Here is a 15635-nt window from a genome sequence, read left to right on the forward strand (position 1 = left end):
CTTATGCTAAGCCTTAAATCTTAAAATATGCTACAATATATCAGAATACTAGGGAAAAGGATCGATGAATATGACGATTTTAGGGATAGATACATCTAATCAAAGTATGGCGTTATGCCTATATGAAAATAATAAGATAATTGCAAGTTATACAAGTACAACTCAGAAAAATCATAGTGTTACATTAATGCCAGCTATTGATTTTCTTTTGGCCTCTAATGGTTTAAAACCTAAAGATTTAACTAAAGTCGTCGTTGCAGAAGGACCTGGTTCGTATACTGGTTTAAGAATAGGGGTGACAACGGCTAAAACATTAGCATGGACGTTAGGAATTGAGTTGGCATCTATTTCAAGCTTAGCTATGTTAGCTGCCACAAAAGATAATTTTGAAGGGTTGATTGTACCATTATTCAATGCACGTAGAAATAATGTTTACACAGGTGCGTATGAATGGCTAGATGGAAAATTGATAGCTACTATAGCAGATCAACATATTGAATTAGAAGAGTGGCTTGCCCAACTTTTAACTCATAAAAAACCTATCCATTTAGTAGGACCAGATTTAGATGTATTTAGTGAAACATTAGAAAAGTTTAAAGAAACAGAAATTATATTTAGTCAATCAATCGTTAATAATGATATCAAGGCAACTTCTTTTTATTTATTAGAAGAACAAAATATATTAATTGATAATATTGAAGATTTTGTTCCTAAATACTTAAAAAAAGTAGAAGCTGAGGAGAAATGGTTAGAAGAACATCGTACCCAAAAGGATGTTAGTTATGTTGAGCGAGTATAGTGATTATAATAAAAAGCAGAAAGATAACGCCATGAAGCCTTTGATTCGTTACGAAATAGCCAAGGTAACAGATATTTATTTATTTCAAGATATTTTGAAAGAAGTCTATGGAAAATCACCTTGGAGCAATACTATTTTTTGGTTAGAGCTTACTAAAAGGCAGCAAAGTCTATATGTTAAAGCAGTTCATGGCTCGGAGGTGTTAGGCTTTATAGGTGTTCGAGTCATGAATACTGATGCTCATATTACAAACTTGGCTGTACTACCAAAATATCAACATCATGGAATAGGCAAACAGTTATTAGTAGAATCTCTGATTTTTGCTAAAAATAATAAATGCCTGACCATGAGTTTAGAGGTTAAAAAGACAAATTATCGAGCAATAAATCTTTATAAGAATTTCGGCTTTTATATTAATGGAATTAAGCCAAAATATTATAAAGAAGATCAAGAAGATGCGGTAGATATGTTTTTAACTTTAGAGGAGTCATAAGCAATGAATGGACAGCAAGTTAATTTATCTGATGAATTGTTAGCCAAAAAATGTGTCAAACTAAGTGAAGAAACGTTTAGCACAGGTTCACCATGGGATGAAAACCAATTTTTAAGCTCTTTAACAAATGAAACCCACAAAAAGTATTTTTTATTTGAAGAAAATAACTTAATTGGTTTTATTCTGTTTTCGGTTGTTCTTGATGAGGCAGATTTACTTTTGATTGGCGTTGACCTAAAGTTTCAAAGGCAAGCAGTTGGTTATCAGCTGCTTCAAGAAGCACAAAAGGAATTAAAGGAAATGACTGTCAAAAAAATATTTCTCGAAGTCAGAAGAAGCAATATAAAAGCAATAAAATTTTATCAAAAAAATGGATTTAAAAAAATTGGAGTTAGAAATAATTATTATCAAAGTCCAAAAGAAGATGCTTTAATTTGGATGTTAGAATTATAGGACGTGAAAAAATGAATATATTTAAAAATAAAAAGAGAAAACTCATTTTAGCAATAGAAAGTAGTTGTGACGAAACTAGTGTTGCAATTATTGAAGACGGTAATCAAATATTATCTAATATTGTTGCTTCGCAAATAAATAGTCATAAACGTTTTGGTGGTGTAGTACCTGAAGTTGCTAGCAGACACCATGTCGAGCAAATCATTGGCTGTATTGACGAATCTCTTAAAGAAGCGAATGTGGAAGCTGCTGATTTAGGTGCAGTAGCTGTAACCTACGGCCCTGGATTAGTCGGTGCTTTGTTGATTGGAATTACAGCAGCTAAAAGTTTTGCTTGGGCTAATGAATTACCATTAATCCCAGTTAATCATATGGCAGGTCATATCTATGCGGCAAGTTTTGTTTCCGAAATGAGCTTTCCGGCAATGGCGCTACTAGTCAGCGGAGGACATACAGAACTTGTTTATATGAAAGAGCATGGTAGTTTTGAAATTATTGGTGAAACGCGAGATGACGCATGTGGAGAAGCTTATGACAAAGTTGGTCGAGTGTTAGGACTAAAATATCCAAGTGGTAAAGAAATTGATCAGATGGCACATGTGGGAGAAGATAGTTACAATTTTCCTCGTGCTATGATTAGAGAAGATAATTATGATTTTAGCTTTAGTGGGCTAAAAAGTTCATTCATTAATCTAGTTCATAATGCGGAACAAAGAGATGAACTACTAGATAATAATAATCTAGCAGCAAGTTTTCAGGCGAGTGTCATTGAGGTTTTAGTGGCTAAGACGATGAGAGCTTGTAAAGAATATAACGTTAAGCAATTAATCGTTGCTGGTGGTGTTGCTGCCAATCAAGGACTGAGAACAGCTTTGGAAAAAAGTGTTCATGAAGAATTAAATCAAGTTAAATTTATTGTTCCGCCATTAAGATTGTGCGGTGATAATGCAGCGATGATCGGGGCAGCAGCATTTATTGAAGCAGAAAAAGGTAATTTTGCCAGCTGGGATTTAAATGCCAAACCAAGTGTTACCTTATAAATAGAGCTACTCAGATAAGTCGTCCTTCACACTGAAATTTGTGAGTGACGACTTATTTATAAAAGATAGATTGGTCTAAATTAATTAATTAAAAAGCATAAGCAAGCAAGACTATTGAGATAAATGATATAATGATCAGTAGTACACAGATATATAAAGAAAAAGAGGTCGATCACATGAGTAATAATAGCCCAATCGGATTTTTAGATTCCGGTGTGGGTGGTTTAACTGTCGTTAAAGAAGCGATGAAGCAACTACCTAATGAAACAGTCTATTATGTAGGAGACACGTTACGTTGTCCATATGGACCAAGACCTGTTGAACAAATTAAACAATTTACTTGGGAAATGACTCAGTATTTATTAAAAAAAAATGTCAAAATGATTGTATTTGCATGTAATACAGCCACAGCAGTAGCGCTTGAGGATATTAAGAAAACCTTACGGATACCGGTTGTTGGTGTAATTAATCCTGGTGCTCGAGCAGCATTAAAATTAACAAATAATAATAAAATTGGTGTCATCGGTACAGTCGGAACTATTAACAGTGGTGAATATGTGAACGCTATTCATAAAAAGTCACCTAAGACAGATGTTTACGGAGTGGCGTGTCCTAAATTTGTGCCAATTGTTGAAAGTAAAGAATATGAATCAGTTATTGCCGAGAGTGTTGTCAACGAAGCTCTTGCCACATTCAATGGTAAGAACGTGGATACACTGGTCATGGGATGTACTCATTATCCGCTTCTCAAACCACTGATCAAAAAAGAAATGGGTGAACATGTTCAGTTAATTGATTCAGGAGCAGAAGCTGTTAGTGAGGTTAGTATGCTATTGGATTACTATAATATTGCAGCAGATGCAATAGATGAAGAGAAACAACACGAGTTTTTCATGACAGGTTCTAAAAAAATGTTTGAAGATATTAGCCTTGATTGGCTTAATTTAGAATCAATTTCAGTTAATAAAATAATGCTACCATAAAGGATGATGAAGATGAGACAAGACCATAGGCAAAATAATGAGATAAGAAAAGTAACAATTGAAACGGATTATTTAATTCATCCAGAAGGGTCAGTTTTAATTAGTTTTGGTCAAACAAAAGTGATCGTTAATGCGACAATTGAAGAATCAGTTCCCCCTTTTTTGAGAGGGACTGAAACAGGGTGGGTTACCGCAGAATACAGCATGCTACCTCGTGCAACTAATACTAGAAATCGTCGTGAAAGTAGTAAAGGCAAGTTGACAGGGCGTACGATGGAAATCCAACGCTTAATCGGTCGTTCACTACGTGCCGTAGTAGATTTAGAAAAATTAGGTGAAAGATCCATTGTGGTAGATTGTGATGTTATTCAAGCTGATGGTGGAACAAGGACAGCGAGTATTACTGGTGCATTTGTAGCACTTAAACTTGCGATAGACAAATTGATGGCCACAGGTGAGTTAACTGAAAATCCAATCAAGGAACATTTAGCAGCGATAAGCATCGGCGTTTTACCAAATGGTGAAGTGGTAACAGATTTGAATTATGTAGAAGATTCTAGTGCCCATGTAGATATGAATATTATCATGACTGAATCGGGACGCCTTGTTGAAATTCAAGGAACAGGAGAAGAGGCGACTTTTACTCGGTCTGAATTAAATGAAATGTTGGATTTTGGAGAAGCATCAATTAAAGAATTAATTAGTATCCAAAAGAAAAGTTTATGTCGTCAGTCGATTCATCCAGAAGTTAAAATAGTGAATGATAAAGAAATTTTAATTGCAACTCAGAATGTGGGGAAGGCAAAAGAATTTGAATCGATCTTTAATGAAAAGGGTTATACCATTAAAACATTATTAGACTATCCAGAAGTTCCAGACGTTGAAGAAACAGGGATGACATTTGAAGCCAATGCTCGTCTAAAAGCAGAAACCATAGCTGATATTTTTCAATGTGTGGTTTTAGCGGATGATTCAGGGTTAAAAGTAGATGCTCTTCATGGTCAACCAGGTGTTTTTTCAGCACGATATGCAGGAGAAAATAAAAGTGATGCAGCTAATAATGCTAAACTTTTACATGAACTTTACGGTGTAGAACAAGAAAAAAGAGGAGGGAAATTCCATTGTACTCTTGTATTAGCAGCACCTAATCAAAAAAGTTTAGTAGTGACTGGGGAAGTAGAAGGGGTTATTGGGACAATTCCTCGTGGAGATAATGGCTTTGGTTATGACCCGTTGTTCTTTGTACCTGAGTTTAATAAAACGATGGCTGAATTGACATCAGAAGAAAAAAATAAAGTGAGTCACAGAGCAAAAGCAATTGAGAATTTATCTGAAGTATTTGATCAGTGGATGGAGGATTAAAAATGAAATATCTAGTTGTTAGTGATAATCATGGTGACCGAGATGTTTTAGTTAACATTGCTGAGCATTGGCAGCAAAAAGTAGCTGGTATGTTTCATTGTGGCGATTCTGAATTAGAAGTGACAGATGAATTATGGCGAAAATTTGTGGTTGTTAAAGGAAATTGCGACTATGATCCTAAATATGAAGTAGAATGTGTGATTAAAACAGATGATATTGTGTTTTATATGACACATGGTCACTTATTTAATGTAAATACTAGTTTGAATCATTTGGCTCTTTCAGCTAAAGAAAAAGGAGCAAATATTGTTTTATATGGTCATACGCATAAATTATTTGCTGAAATGGAACAAAATATTTTATTTCTGAATCCTGGAAGTATCTCTCAACCTAGAGGAAAGTACAGTCATTTAAAAACGTATGCTATCATCGAAGTCACAGAAAAAGAAATAAAAATTACTTATCATGATCGTAGCCATCAAGTAATACCCGAACTATCTCTTGTATTTAATAAATAAATTAAGTTATTTATAATAAGTTATGAATAAAATGTGAAAATGCTGATTATGCTCTTTTTTTAAGGTAAAATAAGTTTAGTAACTAAAGAATGGAGGCACTCCACATGATAGGGAATGCTGTTAAAAATATTTTATTAGAAAATGAAGAACATCTTTTAGTCGATGGAGATAATGTAGCCACACTTACAGACACGAACAATTTGGAACATGCTTTACTTGTTTTAACCAATATAGGATATAGTAAAATTCCGGTGTTAAATAAGGAACAACAGTTAGTGGGCTTAATCTCATTATCCCATGTTGTAACAGAGATGTTTGACACAGAGAAAATTAATGCTGATCGACTTTCAGATATAAAGGTAGCAGACGTGATGGATACAGATGTAAAATCAATTCAATTACCTTATAATATAGAACGCATATTAAATTTATTAGTTGATACAAATTTTATTCCAGTTGTTAATGAAAAGAATGAGTTTTTAGGAATTGTTACAAGAAAAGAAATTTTAAAATCAGTCAATCACTTAGCCCATGAGCTAGAAATAAAGTATGATGTCTATGAAAAAGAAATCATACCTGACATTAAAATTAATCTAAAAAGGGTTGAAGAGAATGGTATGGTCGGAAAAAGAAGTCATTAAACTCAGACGAGATTTACATCAAATACCAGAAATTGGTTTAAGTGAATTTAAAACTCACGACTATTTAATCAATATAATAAATCAGTTTCCTAAAAATCGTATTGAAGTTAAAACAATGGATACGGCGATTAGTGTCAGAGTTAAAGGTAAAAAGCCAATAAAAACAATAGGTTGGCGTACTGATATTGATGGACTACCTATTCAAGAGGAAACAAAAAGCCCATACTCTTCATTGCATGAAGGTAAAATGCATGCTTGCGGCCATGATTTTCATATGACAATTGCGCTAGGTGTGTTAGAACAAATTATAATAAATGAATTAGATAATGATGTTATATTCTTTTTTCAACCAGCAGAAGAGAATTTTTCTGGTGCAAAAATATACTATGACAGTGGCTTTATTAAAAATGAGACTATTGATGAAATATTTGGGTTACACGTAGCACCACATCTACCATCCAAAACGATAGGAACGCTTGACGGAACGCTGTTTGCAGGTGCTTGCCGTTTTGTTCTGACATTTACAGGTAAGGATGGGCATGCAGCATTTCCCCATGAAGCAAATGATATGATTATTGCGGCAACTAGTTATGTGCAGCAAGCTCAAACTATTATTAGTCGAAACATTGATCCAATGAAAAATGCGGTCATTACTTTTGGTGAATTTAATGCAGGAATTGCAGATAATGTTGTAGCAGGTAAAGCTGTTTTAACTGGTACGATACGTTCTCTAACTTATGAAATAAGTGACCTAACACAAAGTAGGATGAAAGACCTAGCAGAGGGGATTAGTCGTTCATTTGATTGCAAGGTATTACTTGAGTTAGATCAAAAAGGATATGTCCCCGTGGTTAATAATTCGGAAATAGCTTCTGATTTTATGAACTATTTTAAAGAGGAGTCATCATTACCTTTTCTAGAAGTAAAAGAAGCTATGACGGGTGAGGACTTCGGTTATTTACTTAAAAACATCCCAGGAATGATGTTTTGGTTAGGTGTTTCAAGTCAACATGGGTTACATCATGGCAAGTTTAACCCAGATGAAAAAGTTATTTTTCCAGCAATCAAAGCCATTAAAGAGTATATAATACATCGTGATAGTATATAAAAAGCGAGACTGACAGTTTGAGTCAGTCTCGTTTTTGTATACGAAAAATTTTAAATAGTCAGGGAACAAAATGACTTTGATTTCATTAATACTTAGATGCCTATATTTAAAGGGCTTGTGGGAATTGTTACACCTTGATTCGTTAATTCTTCTACATAAGCCGTTGTTAAAGCAGTCTCAACCATGATTTGAGATCCAGCTACCGCGTAAAGAATACATCGAACAGCAAAGGCACCGTTTGGTAAAGCAGTTAAGCCTAAAATATTTGGTTCAGATCTGACTTCTGGTATGTTTAGTGCGACCTCTTCATTAATTTTATGCATAATATTGATAACTTTTTCGATATCTTCATCTGGATTTACTCTAATATCAATGAGAACTTGCTGATTTCCACGGGAAAGGTTGCTGACAATAAGGATTTGTCGATTAGGTATATAATTAAGAGTCCCATTAAAGCTTTTAACTTGAGTTGTTCTAAGCCCTACTTGCTCTACTACTCCTTCAACTGTATCTAAAATAACATGGTCACCAACATCTAATTGACGTTCATAAATAATAAAAAATCCAGTAATAACATCATTAATAAAACCTTGAGCTCCTAGTCCGATGGCTACCCCAGCAATTCCAGCTCCGGCAATTAGTGAGCCAACAGGAATTCCAATAATTGTTAATATTGAATAAATAATAACAAAGAAAAGAAAATATTGAAAGAAATTTTTAGCTAAGGTTTCTAAAGTATTTAAACGACCTTCGCTATATGCTTCCTTCTTCCGATAATTCTTAAATGATTTTTCGATAAGTTTTAAGACGATTTTACTAACGATAAAAAGCAATAAACACATTAATAGAATTAAAAATGCTTTATAGATAACAGTAGAAAATATTTTTTCCCAATCTAGGTTGTTCAAAAAATTTTGAAACACACGAAGACCATTTTTTGTTTGTTTAGTAATCTCTAATTGAGTACTGGTTGTTGTTTCTTTCATTTTTTCAGCCCTTCTTATTAAAATAACGTGATATATCACTATTCTAGCATGGATTTAGATGTTGTGAAAAGGATAAGATAATGGTATCCTAAAAATAGTATTTTATATGAAAGGTAGGAGATAGTAAAGATGTCAGGTACAGAAATTGCAGCCCTTATTGCAGCTGTCGCATTCGTTGTTTTAGTCATAGTTATTGTTTTTTTCTTACTGCAGTTGAATAAAGTAATTTCAGAGTCAACTGAAAAAGTGAACCGAATTTTAGATAAGACAAATAAAACTGTTACCATTTTAACAAAAGATGTAGATGTTCTTTTAAAACAAAGTGAAGAAATGTTAGTAACTGGTAATGAGCTACTTAATGATGTTACTCAGAAAGTTGAGACAATCGATCCATTATTCCAAGCAGTAGCAGATTTAAGTGAAAGTGTGTCAGAGTTAAATGCTTCAAGTAAGAGTCTCCTAGTAAAAGTAGGAGATGCTGGCAAAACAGCGGCTACTGCAACAATAGTTGGAAAAGCAGCACAAAGCGCAGCGCATTTATTTAAAAAAAATAATTAAATCAGGAGGTAATATAGATGTCGAAAAAATCAAATGGATTTTTAGTAGGAGCTATTATTGGAGGTGCAGCTGCAGCGGCCGCAGCATTACTTTTAGCACCAAAAAGTGGTAAAAAAATGAGAGAAGACTTAATTGATCAGTTAGATGGTGTTTCGGAGGGCAAAGCAAGTGAGTATGCAGGAATTGCTCAAGTTAAAGGAAATGAATTTAGTGATTATGCTAAACAAAAAAAAGAAGCGTACAGCTGGGTAGGAGATAAAGTAACGTCACATGTTGATCAAGCTAAAACTACTTCCAACGAGCTTTTAGAAGGATTAAAAGAGAAAACATCAGATATCCAAGATGATTTTAAAAGAACATCATCTGAAGTTAGAGGAAAAGTCAACGACTTAACTAATGACGATATTGTTTTAAAAGATGAGAATATTTCAGAAGAATTGTATTCTGTACTTGAAAACACTGAAAAATAGTATATAATAATTAAATTCAATGAAGGTCAAATCATAGATTTGGCCTTTTTTTATGAAAATTTCTTTTGGTTTTCATGAAAAAGATAATAAAACGCTTGCAATAATCAGTGTTATCTGATAATCTAATAACAATAAACATGCCAAGCGTCAAATTTTGGCGTTGAAGGAGAAAATATAATGGAAAAACAAACAATAACAATTTATGATGTGGCTCGTGAAGCTGCAGTCTCAATGGCAACTGTATCACGTGTTGTTAATGGTAATCCTAATGTCAAACCAGCTACTAGAAAAAAAGTACTAGAAGTGATTGATCGCTTAGATTATCGTCCTAATGCAGTAGCACGAGGATTAGCAAGTAAAAGAACAACGACGGTAGGGGTTATTATACCTGATGTGAGTAATGCTTATTTTGCATCCTTAGCACGTGGAATTGATGATGTGGCAACGATGTATAAATATAATATTATTTTAGCTAACTCAGATGGTGATGATAAAAAAGAAATTAGTGTACTTAATACTTTGCTAGCTAAACAAGTAGATGGTGTAATTTTTATGGGACATCATTTAACAGAGGAAATTCGCGGTGAGTTTTCTAGGTCAAAAACACCAGTTGTTTTGGCAGGTTCCATTGACCCAGATGATCAAGTAGGATCAGTAAACATTGATTATAAAGAAGCTACAAAGGATGCAACAGCTAAATTAATCAAATCTGGTAATAAAAAAGTAGCGTTTGTTTCAGGTTCATTATTAGATCCAATTAACGGAGTGTATCGTTTAAATGGTTATAAAGAAGCCTTAAAAGAAAATGGTATCACTTTTAATGAAGGTTTAGTTTTTGAATCAGAGTATAGCTATAAATCAGGTTTAAAATTACACGATCGTATGTCTAATAGTGGAGCAACTGCAGCAGTTGTTGCGGATGATGAGTTAGCAGTTGGATTATTAAATAGTTTAACTGACAATGGTGTGAATGTTCCTAGTGATTTTGAAATAATTACAAGTAATAATTCATTATTTAGTGATATTTCACGTCCTAGTGTTTCAAGCATTTCACAACCTCTTTATGATATCGGTGCTGTTGCAATGCGTTTGTTAACAAAATTAATGAGCAAAGAAGATATCGAAGAAAAAACAATTATTTTACCTTATGGATTAATTGAAAAAGGGTCTACTAAATAAAAAAGGGTGATCAATAGTCGTTTATCTCCTGACTATTAAAAAACATTCGTAGAAATAAAGAAGAGGCTGACATTTGTGTCAGCCTCTTCTTTATTTCCATTTTTTGTAATTTTTAGGACTTATATACGAGTTCCAAGAATTTTTATAATTATCATCTGTGCCACCAATTCCAAATCTAAACGAACTATCTTTAGGTTTACTTCCATCAGAATAAAGACTTGTTTTAGTTTTCCAACCACGTAAATTCATATTATATCCCTCTGTGTTAAAGCTAGCTTCTTTTTGACCTGTAAATTCAACGACTTTCTCTTTTTTAACACTAGAATCAAGGGAGAATTTTTGATTAATATCAAAGATATCTGGATTCTGTTGGTAAACGTAATTAGTAACATAAGACCAGTAGACCATATTTTGTTTATTCCAAGTATCATTCATGGTTGTAGGTTTGTCATAACCTATCCAGCTACTCATTGTGATGGCCGGGTTTGAGGCTGTAAACCAATAATCTTTTAAATTGTCAGTTGTTCCTGTTTTACCAGCCCAGTCAGCTTTTGCCAAAGGTGAATTAATGCTATTAAAGGTGTCTTTTACCGGTTGTCCAGTTCCTGAATTAACAACATCTCGCATCATATCATTCATGATAGTTGCAGTAGAAGGTTTGAAAACTTGAACGGGCTCTTTTTTATGTTCATAGATAATTTTACCATTATTATCAGTAATTTTATCGATCGAATAGCCTTCATTATAAACGCCTTTATTAGCTAAAGTAGCGTAAGCGACTGTTTCTTCAAAAACAGTTATTCCGTTTGAAGTCCCACCTAAGGGGATAGATTCGTATCCAAATTCATCTGTACTAATCCCAGTTATGTTCATTTTATCGAAGTAATCTTTAGGGTTGATCTCATTTCGAAGATCATTATATAGATTAACAACTGGAATATTAAGCGACCACTTAACTGATTCTCTAACTGATTTAAAAGAGTGACTACCTTTATCAGAGTAGTTGTTAATAACGTCACCGCTCTTATATTTTTTAGGATAATCTGATAGCATGGATTCTGAACCAACTAATCCAATATCAATCGCAGGAGCATAGGCAATGATTGGTTTAATCGTTGATCCTGGTTGACGTTGCATTTGGAAAGCATGATTATATTGATTTTTACTATAATCACGACCACCAATAAAACCATAAATTCTACCTGATTTATTGTCCATTAAGACACTACCAGTTTCAAGAGTCATGTCTCGTCCATCATCTAAAACAGAACCATATTGTTGAACCGCTTCCTGCATCGAATTATGGACATTTTTATCAATTGAGCTATGAACAGTATAACCATTTTGTCGGAGCTCTCTTTTGGCAATCTTAAGATATTTATTGTGTAATTCAATTGATTCATCCATATCTTTTTGAGTTAAACCATCTTTTTCATAATAGATCGGCATAATTTTTGTAGCTGCCTCGTTAATAAGATAGTCATATAAATAGCCACTGTTATTACTAAGTGGTGATTCAGGTTGGATGAAATCTTTGGCTAAATCATAATTTTTAGCTTCATTGTACTCTTTTTCATTGATTGATTTTTCGCGGTACATGTTAAAAAGTACATCATTTTTTCTGTTTAAACCTGCATCGAATTTTTTCTTAAATTCTCCAGTGTTCGTATAAGGCGTATACTCAATGGGGCTTTGTGGCAAACCTGCTAAAAAAGCCGCCTGAGGTAAAGAAACATCCTTTGCATGAACACCAAAAATACCGAGTGCTGCCTCTTCAATACCAGCAATATTCTCACCACGATTGTTTCGACCAAATGGGGAAACATTTAAATAAGAATTTAAAATTTCTTCTTTTGAAAAGAATTTTTCAGTTCGAGCCGCTAACAAAATCTCAGAAGATTTACGCTTGTACGACGTTTCACTGGTTAAGACTTGTTGTTTAATTAATTGTTGAGTAATTGTGGAACCGCCTGAACTTCCACCAACTCCAACAACATCTGAAATAGTTGCACGAATAATTGCTTTTGGGACGATTCCCTTGTGTTCGTAAAAATTTTCATCTTCTGTAGAAATCAATGCTTTTTTTACAAAGGGTGAGATATCATCAGATTTAACAGATGTCCTAATAAGATCTGACTTAATAACTGAAATAAGTTCACCATTTGAATATAGAATTTTTGATTGTTGTTCTACATCATTAATTTTTTGTGAAAGCTCCTCTTTACCGGGTACTTTTACGTCTGAAACAAGTGAAGCAAAATACCCAAAGCCCACCCCTAAGCCTAGAAAACCAAGCCCAGATGCAATAAGAACAAAAAACAAAAAGATAGAACGTAAGACACGGTAAAAGACATTAATCGAAAAAGAAAAAGATTTTTTTGGTTCATCGTGAGTGTCATGGTCTATTATTGTTTTTATTTCTTCATTATTGGGCTGTGGTGGTATAGGTGGTTGATTATCGTTATTACTAGGTTGTGTCAATATATCACCTCAAAACTTATAATGATAAAATTATATCATTATATGAGTTCTATTCCTAGTTTTGAATATTATATAAAATTTAGTTGCGAGGCGACCAAGTCATATAATGCCAACCTTCTTCATTTAAAAATATTTTTCTGAGGTAACTATTTTTAGTTGTTACAATTTTGAATCCTTTTTTTTTATAAAGTTCTATCGCACCAATATTTGATTTTGCAACATAAAGAGAGAGATATTGATCTTCCTTGATTGATGTCATGGCTTTATTTAATAATTTACTTCCAATTCCAAGATTTCTAAAATGTTGATCAATGACTATATAATCTATATAAATTTCATTTTTTTTAACTTGATGTTCTAAAACACTTAGGGTAGCTAATAGTTTGAAAATTTTAAAAGGATTATGTTTAAAAAATAGTAAGACATAGTGTTTCATAGATTCTTCAGGATAATTATCTCTCTTGAGTAACATGGTTCCGGCTAATTGTTTGTTTTGTATGACGACATATTGACAATTAGACTCTTTTTTATCAGGTATTTTCCAAAATAATTCTGAAAGAGAGATAATTTCAGAATTAGTAAAACCGGATTGACTAAATTTACTTTTGAAACTTTCTAATACAAGTGATTTAATTAAAATTGCTTTTTGATTGTTACCAAAAGTTATTTTTATATCCATTTAAATCCGCCTTTCTTTTATAGATATATTCTAAACTTTAGGGTAGGTATAAGCTCAATAAAAAATAAAATATTTTATAAATATATAACGTTAAATAAATATTGCATTTATTTTAAATATTTGGTAAGTTTTAATTGTGAAAAAAATAATTTGTTATAATAAGGGAGAAGATACTATGGGGAAAAGTACGATAAAGCTATTACTTTTAAGTTCTATTTTTATTTTCACATCATGTTCAACAACCAAAGAAGAGGTAAAAGAAAGTGAAGATGTTATTAAAATTAATGTGACACAAGAATTAAATACAATAGATCCTTCTTTTTCAGTTGATGTAAATAGCAATATTGTTTTAAATAACGTTTATGAAGGTTTGTATCGATTAGACAAAAGTAATCAACCGATTCCTGCTGGTGCAAGGGAATTACCGAATATTAGTGAAGATGGTCTAACTTACACCATTAAATTAAATAAAGAGGCAAAGTGGTCAAATGGTAAAAAGATAGTAGCAGATGATTACATATATGCTTTAAGACGATCTATTTCTTCAAAGGATGCAGCGCAAAATAATTATTTCTATGCTAATTTAAAAAATGGCAATGAAATTTTAGATAAAAATAAAAAAGTTGAAGAACTAGGAATTAAAAAGATTGATGATGAAACCTTGCAATATGATTTAATAGAGCCAACGCCATATTTTACAGCCATGTTAGCTATGCCGGTATTTTTCCCATTGAATGAAGCTTATATAGAAAGTAAGGGAAAAGATTTTGCTTTGACAAGTGAAGATGCTCTTTATAATGGTCCTTTTGTCTTAAGTGATTTTAAAGGACCAGGTACTAGCAGTGGTTGGACATATCTTAAAAATGAGGATTACTGGGATAAAGAGCAAGTGAAATCAAATCAAATAAAATTTGATGTTGTAAAAGAAACATCGACAAATGTTAACCTATTTGAAAGTGGACAGACAAATGACATCAGTGTATTAGGTGAATATGCAAAAAATAAATTGGAAGATCCAGAATTCGTTAAAGAGAAAACAACTCAGACGATATTTATAGGTTATAATCACACAAAAGAATTTTACCAAAACGAAAAAATTCGCCAAGCAATTTCGTTACTAATTGACCGAGAACAACTAACGCATAATATATTAGGTAATGGTGTAGAACCAGCAACAGGTCTTATCTTTGAAGATTTAGCAGTTAATCCAGTTACCTCTAATGATTTTACGAAAGACCGTGAATCATTATTAAAGACAGATGTAGAGAAAGCCAAAAAACTTTGGCTTGAAGGAAAAGAAGAGTTAGGTTTAGAAAAAGAATCAAAAATTGAAATAAATCTAATTACTTTTGAAAACGAAGACATGGCTAAAACAGCTGAATACTTGCAAGGTGTTATTAATGAGGACTTAGTAGGTGCTAAATTAAGTATTAATTCCTATCCAGTATCTGTTTTTATGGAGAATGCGAGTAAACAAGAATTTGATCTATATTTAGTTAGTTGGGGTGCTGATTACGCAGATCCAAATGCGATGTTACAACTTTTTAAATCAACTTCAGGTAGTAACTGGGGGAAATATAAGCAACCAAAATTTGACGAATTTTTATTAGAGGCACAAAAGAATAGCTTGAATCCAGAAGAGAGATGGAATAATTTAATTGAAGCTGAAAATGTTTTAATGACGGAACAAGGAATTACACCTATTTACAGTTCTAACCCAACTTATTTAAGAAGCAGTCAGTTAAAAAATGTTATCTTTCATAATGTAGGACCAAGATTCGAATACAAAACAGCAGAATTAATAAAATAAAAATTAAATTAATATAGAGGAGTCAAGTGGAAATAACTATTCTTTTACTTGACTCTTTTTTTAATAGGCAAGATA

At 32.8% G+C, this 15635-nt stretch carries 16 protein-coding genes; 13 read left to right on the plus strand and 3 right to left on the minus strand.

All coding sequences use genetic code 11. From position 1 onward, the window contains the following. The first annotated feature begins 64 nt into the window (after window positions 1-64). The 9 genes from tsaB to FM121_RS11900 all read left to right on the plus strand — a co-directional run bounded on the left by tsaB (window position 65) and on the right by FM121_RS11900 (window position 7397). Window positions 65-799, plus strand: coding sequence for a tRNA (adenosine(37)-N6)-threonylcarbamoyltransferase complex dimerization subunit type 1 TsaB (gene tsaB, locus FM121_RS11860; RefSeq protein ID WP_256958455.1), 735 nt, complete (start codon window positions 65-67; stop codon window positions 797-799). Next, the gene (rimI, locus tag FM121_RS11865) at window positions 786-1292 is read left to right on the plus strand and encodes a ribosomal protein S18-alanine N-acetyltransferase (protein WP_179203866.1); all 507 of its coding nucleotides are present in this window, start codon (window positions 786-788) and stop codon (window positions 1290-1292) included. Before tsaB ends, rimI (FM121_RS11865) begins: the two co-directional genes overlap by 14 nt. A 3-nt stretch (window positions 1293-1295) precedes the next feature. After that, on the plus strand, window positions 1296-1745 hold the full coding sequence (gene rimI, locus FM121_RS11870) for a ribosomal protein S18-alanine N-acetyltransferase (protein WP_086952374.1): 450 nt from the start codon (window positions 1296-1298) through the stop codon (window positions 1743-1745). 11 nt (window positions 1746-1756) lie between these two features. Then, a complete protein-coding gene (gene tsaD, locus FM121_RS11875) occupies window positions 1757-2785 on the plus strand; it encodes a tRNA (adenosine(37)-N6)-threonylcarbamoyltransferase complex transferase subunit TsaD (protein WP_086952540.1) in 1029 nt (342 codons plus the stop codon). A 176-nt stretch (window positions 2786-2961) separates the two neighbouring features. After that, complete coding sequence (gene racE, locus FM121_RS11880) at window positions 2962-3768, plus strand: glutamate racemase (protein ID WP_086952375.1); 807 nt, start codon at window positions 2962-2964, stop codon at window positions 3766-3768. Between the two features lie 12 nt (window positions 3769-3780). Beyond that, window positions 3781-5130 carry a ribonuclease PH gene (rph, locus tag FM121_RS11885; RefSeq protein ID WP_086952376.1) on the plus strand — a complete coding sequence of 450 codons (1350 nt, stop codon included), beginning with the start codon at window positions 3781-3783 and terminating at the stop codon, window positions 5128-5130. Window positions 5131-5132: 2 nt separating this feature from the next. After that, window positions 5133-5648, plus strand: coding sequence for a metallophosphoesterase (locus FM121_RS11890; protein ID WP_086952377.1), 516 nt, complete (start codon window positions 5133-5135; stop codon window positions 5646-5648). A 104-nt stretch (window positions 5649-5752) separates the two neighbouring features. Then, entirely contained in the window at window positions 5753-6289 is a 537-nt protein-coding gene (cbpB, locus tag FM121_RS11895; protein ID WP_086952378.1) for a cyclic-di-AMP-binding protein CbpB, read from the plus strand. Beyond that, window positions 6261-7397: an N-acetyldiaminopimelate deacetylase gene (locus FM121_RS11900; protein ID WP_086952379.1), complete on the plus strand. Its 1137-nt coding sequence runs from the start codon at window positions 6261-6263 to the stop codon at window positions 7395-7397. The genes cbpB and FM121_RS11900 overlap by 29 nt, the downstream gene beginning before the upstream one ends. 92 nt (window positions 7398-7489) lie before the next feature. Here FM121_RS11900 and FM121_RS11905 read toward each other — a convergent pair whose 3' ends face one another. Further along, a complete protein-coding gene (locus FM121_RS11905) occupies window positions 7490-8383 on the minus strand; it encodes a mechanosensitive ion channel family protein (protein WP_086952380.1) in 894 nt (297 codons plus the stop codon). 129 nt (window positions 8384-8512) lie between these two features. On the opposite strand from FM121_RS11905, the gene FM121_RS11910 reads away from it, so the two are divergent. From FM121_RS11910 to ccpA, 3 genes are all read left to right on the plus strand, one after another. Next, window positions 8513-8941, plus strand: coding sequence for a DUF948 domain-containing protein (locus FM121_RS11910; RefSeq protein ID WP_086952381.1), 429 nt, complete (start codon window positions 8513-8515; stop codon window positions 8939-8941). 17 nt (window positions 8942-8958) lie between these two features. Beyond that, window positions 8959-9411 (plus strand): YtxH domain-containing protein, encoded by a 453-nt coding sequence (locus FM121_RS11915; RefSeq protein ID WP_086952382.1) that lies wholly within the window; start codon window positions 8959-8961, stop codon window positions 9409-9411. A 177-nt stretch (window positions 9412-9588) separates the two neighbouring features. Beyond that, on the plus strand, window positions 9589-10590 hold the full coding sequence (gene ccpA / locus FM121_RS11920) for a catabolite control protein A (protein WP_086952383.1): 1002 nt from the start codon (window positions 9589-9591) through the stop codon (window positions 10588-10590). A 90-nt stretch (window positions 10591-10680) separates the two neighbouring features. Here ccpA and FM121_RS11925 read toward each other — a convergent pair whose 3' ends face one another. Together FM121_RS11925 and FM121_RS11930 are read right to left on the minus strand one after the other, a co-directional pair. Beyond that, window positions 10681-13071 (minus strand): transglycosylase domain-containing protein, encoded by a 2391-nt coding sequence (locus FM121_RS11925; RefSeq protein ID WP_256958456.1) that lies wholly within the window; start codon window positions 13069-13071, stop codon window positions 10681-10683. 79 nt (window positions 13072-13150) lie between these two features. Continuing rightward, window positions 13151-13750 (minus strand): GNAT family N-acetyltransferase, encoded by a 600-nt coding sequence (locus FM121_RS11930; RefSeq protein ID WP_086952384.1) that lies wholly within the window; start codon window positions 13748-13750, stop codon window positions 13151-13153. Window positions 13751-13925: 175 nt separating this feature from the next. Between FM121_RS11930 and FM121_RS11935 the strand changes: the two genes are divergently transcribed. After that, entirely contained in the window at window positions 13926-15560 is a 1635-nt protein-coding gene (locus FM121_RS11935; protein ID WP_086952385.1) for a peptide ABC transporter substrate-binding protein, read from the plus strand. Window positions 15561-15635: the final 75 nt, after the last annotated feature.

Origin of the sequence: Vagococcus fluvialis bH819 (assembly GCF_900163795.1) — a bacterium.
GTDB classification, from domain to species: Bacteria; Bacillota; Bacilli; order Lactobacillales; family Vagococcaceae; genus Vagococcus; species Vagococcus fluvialis_A.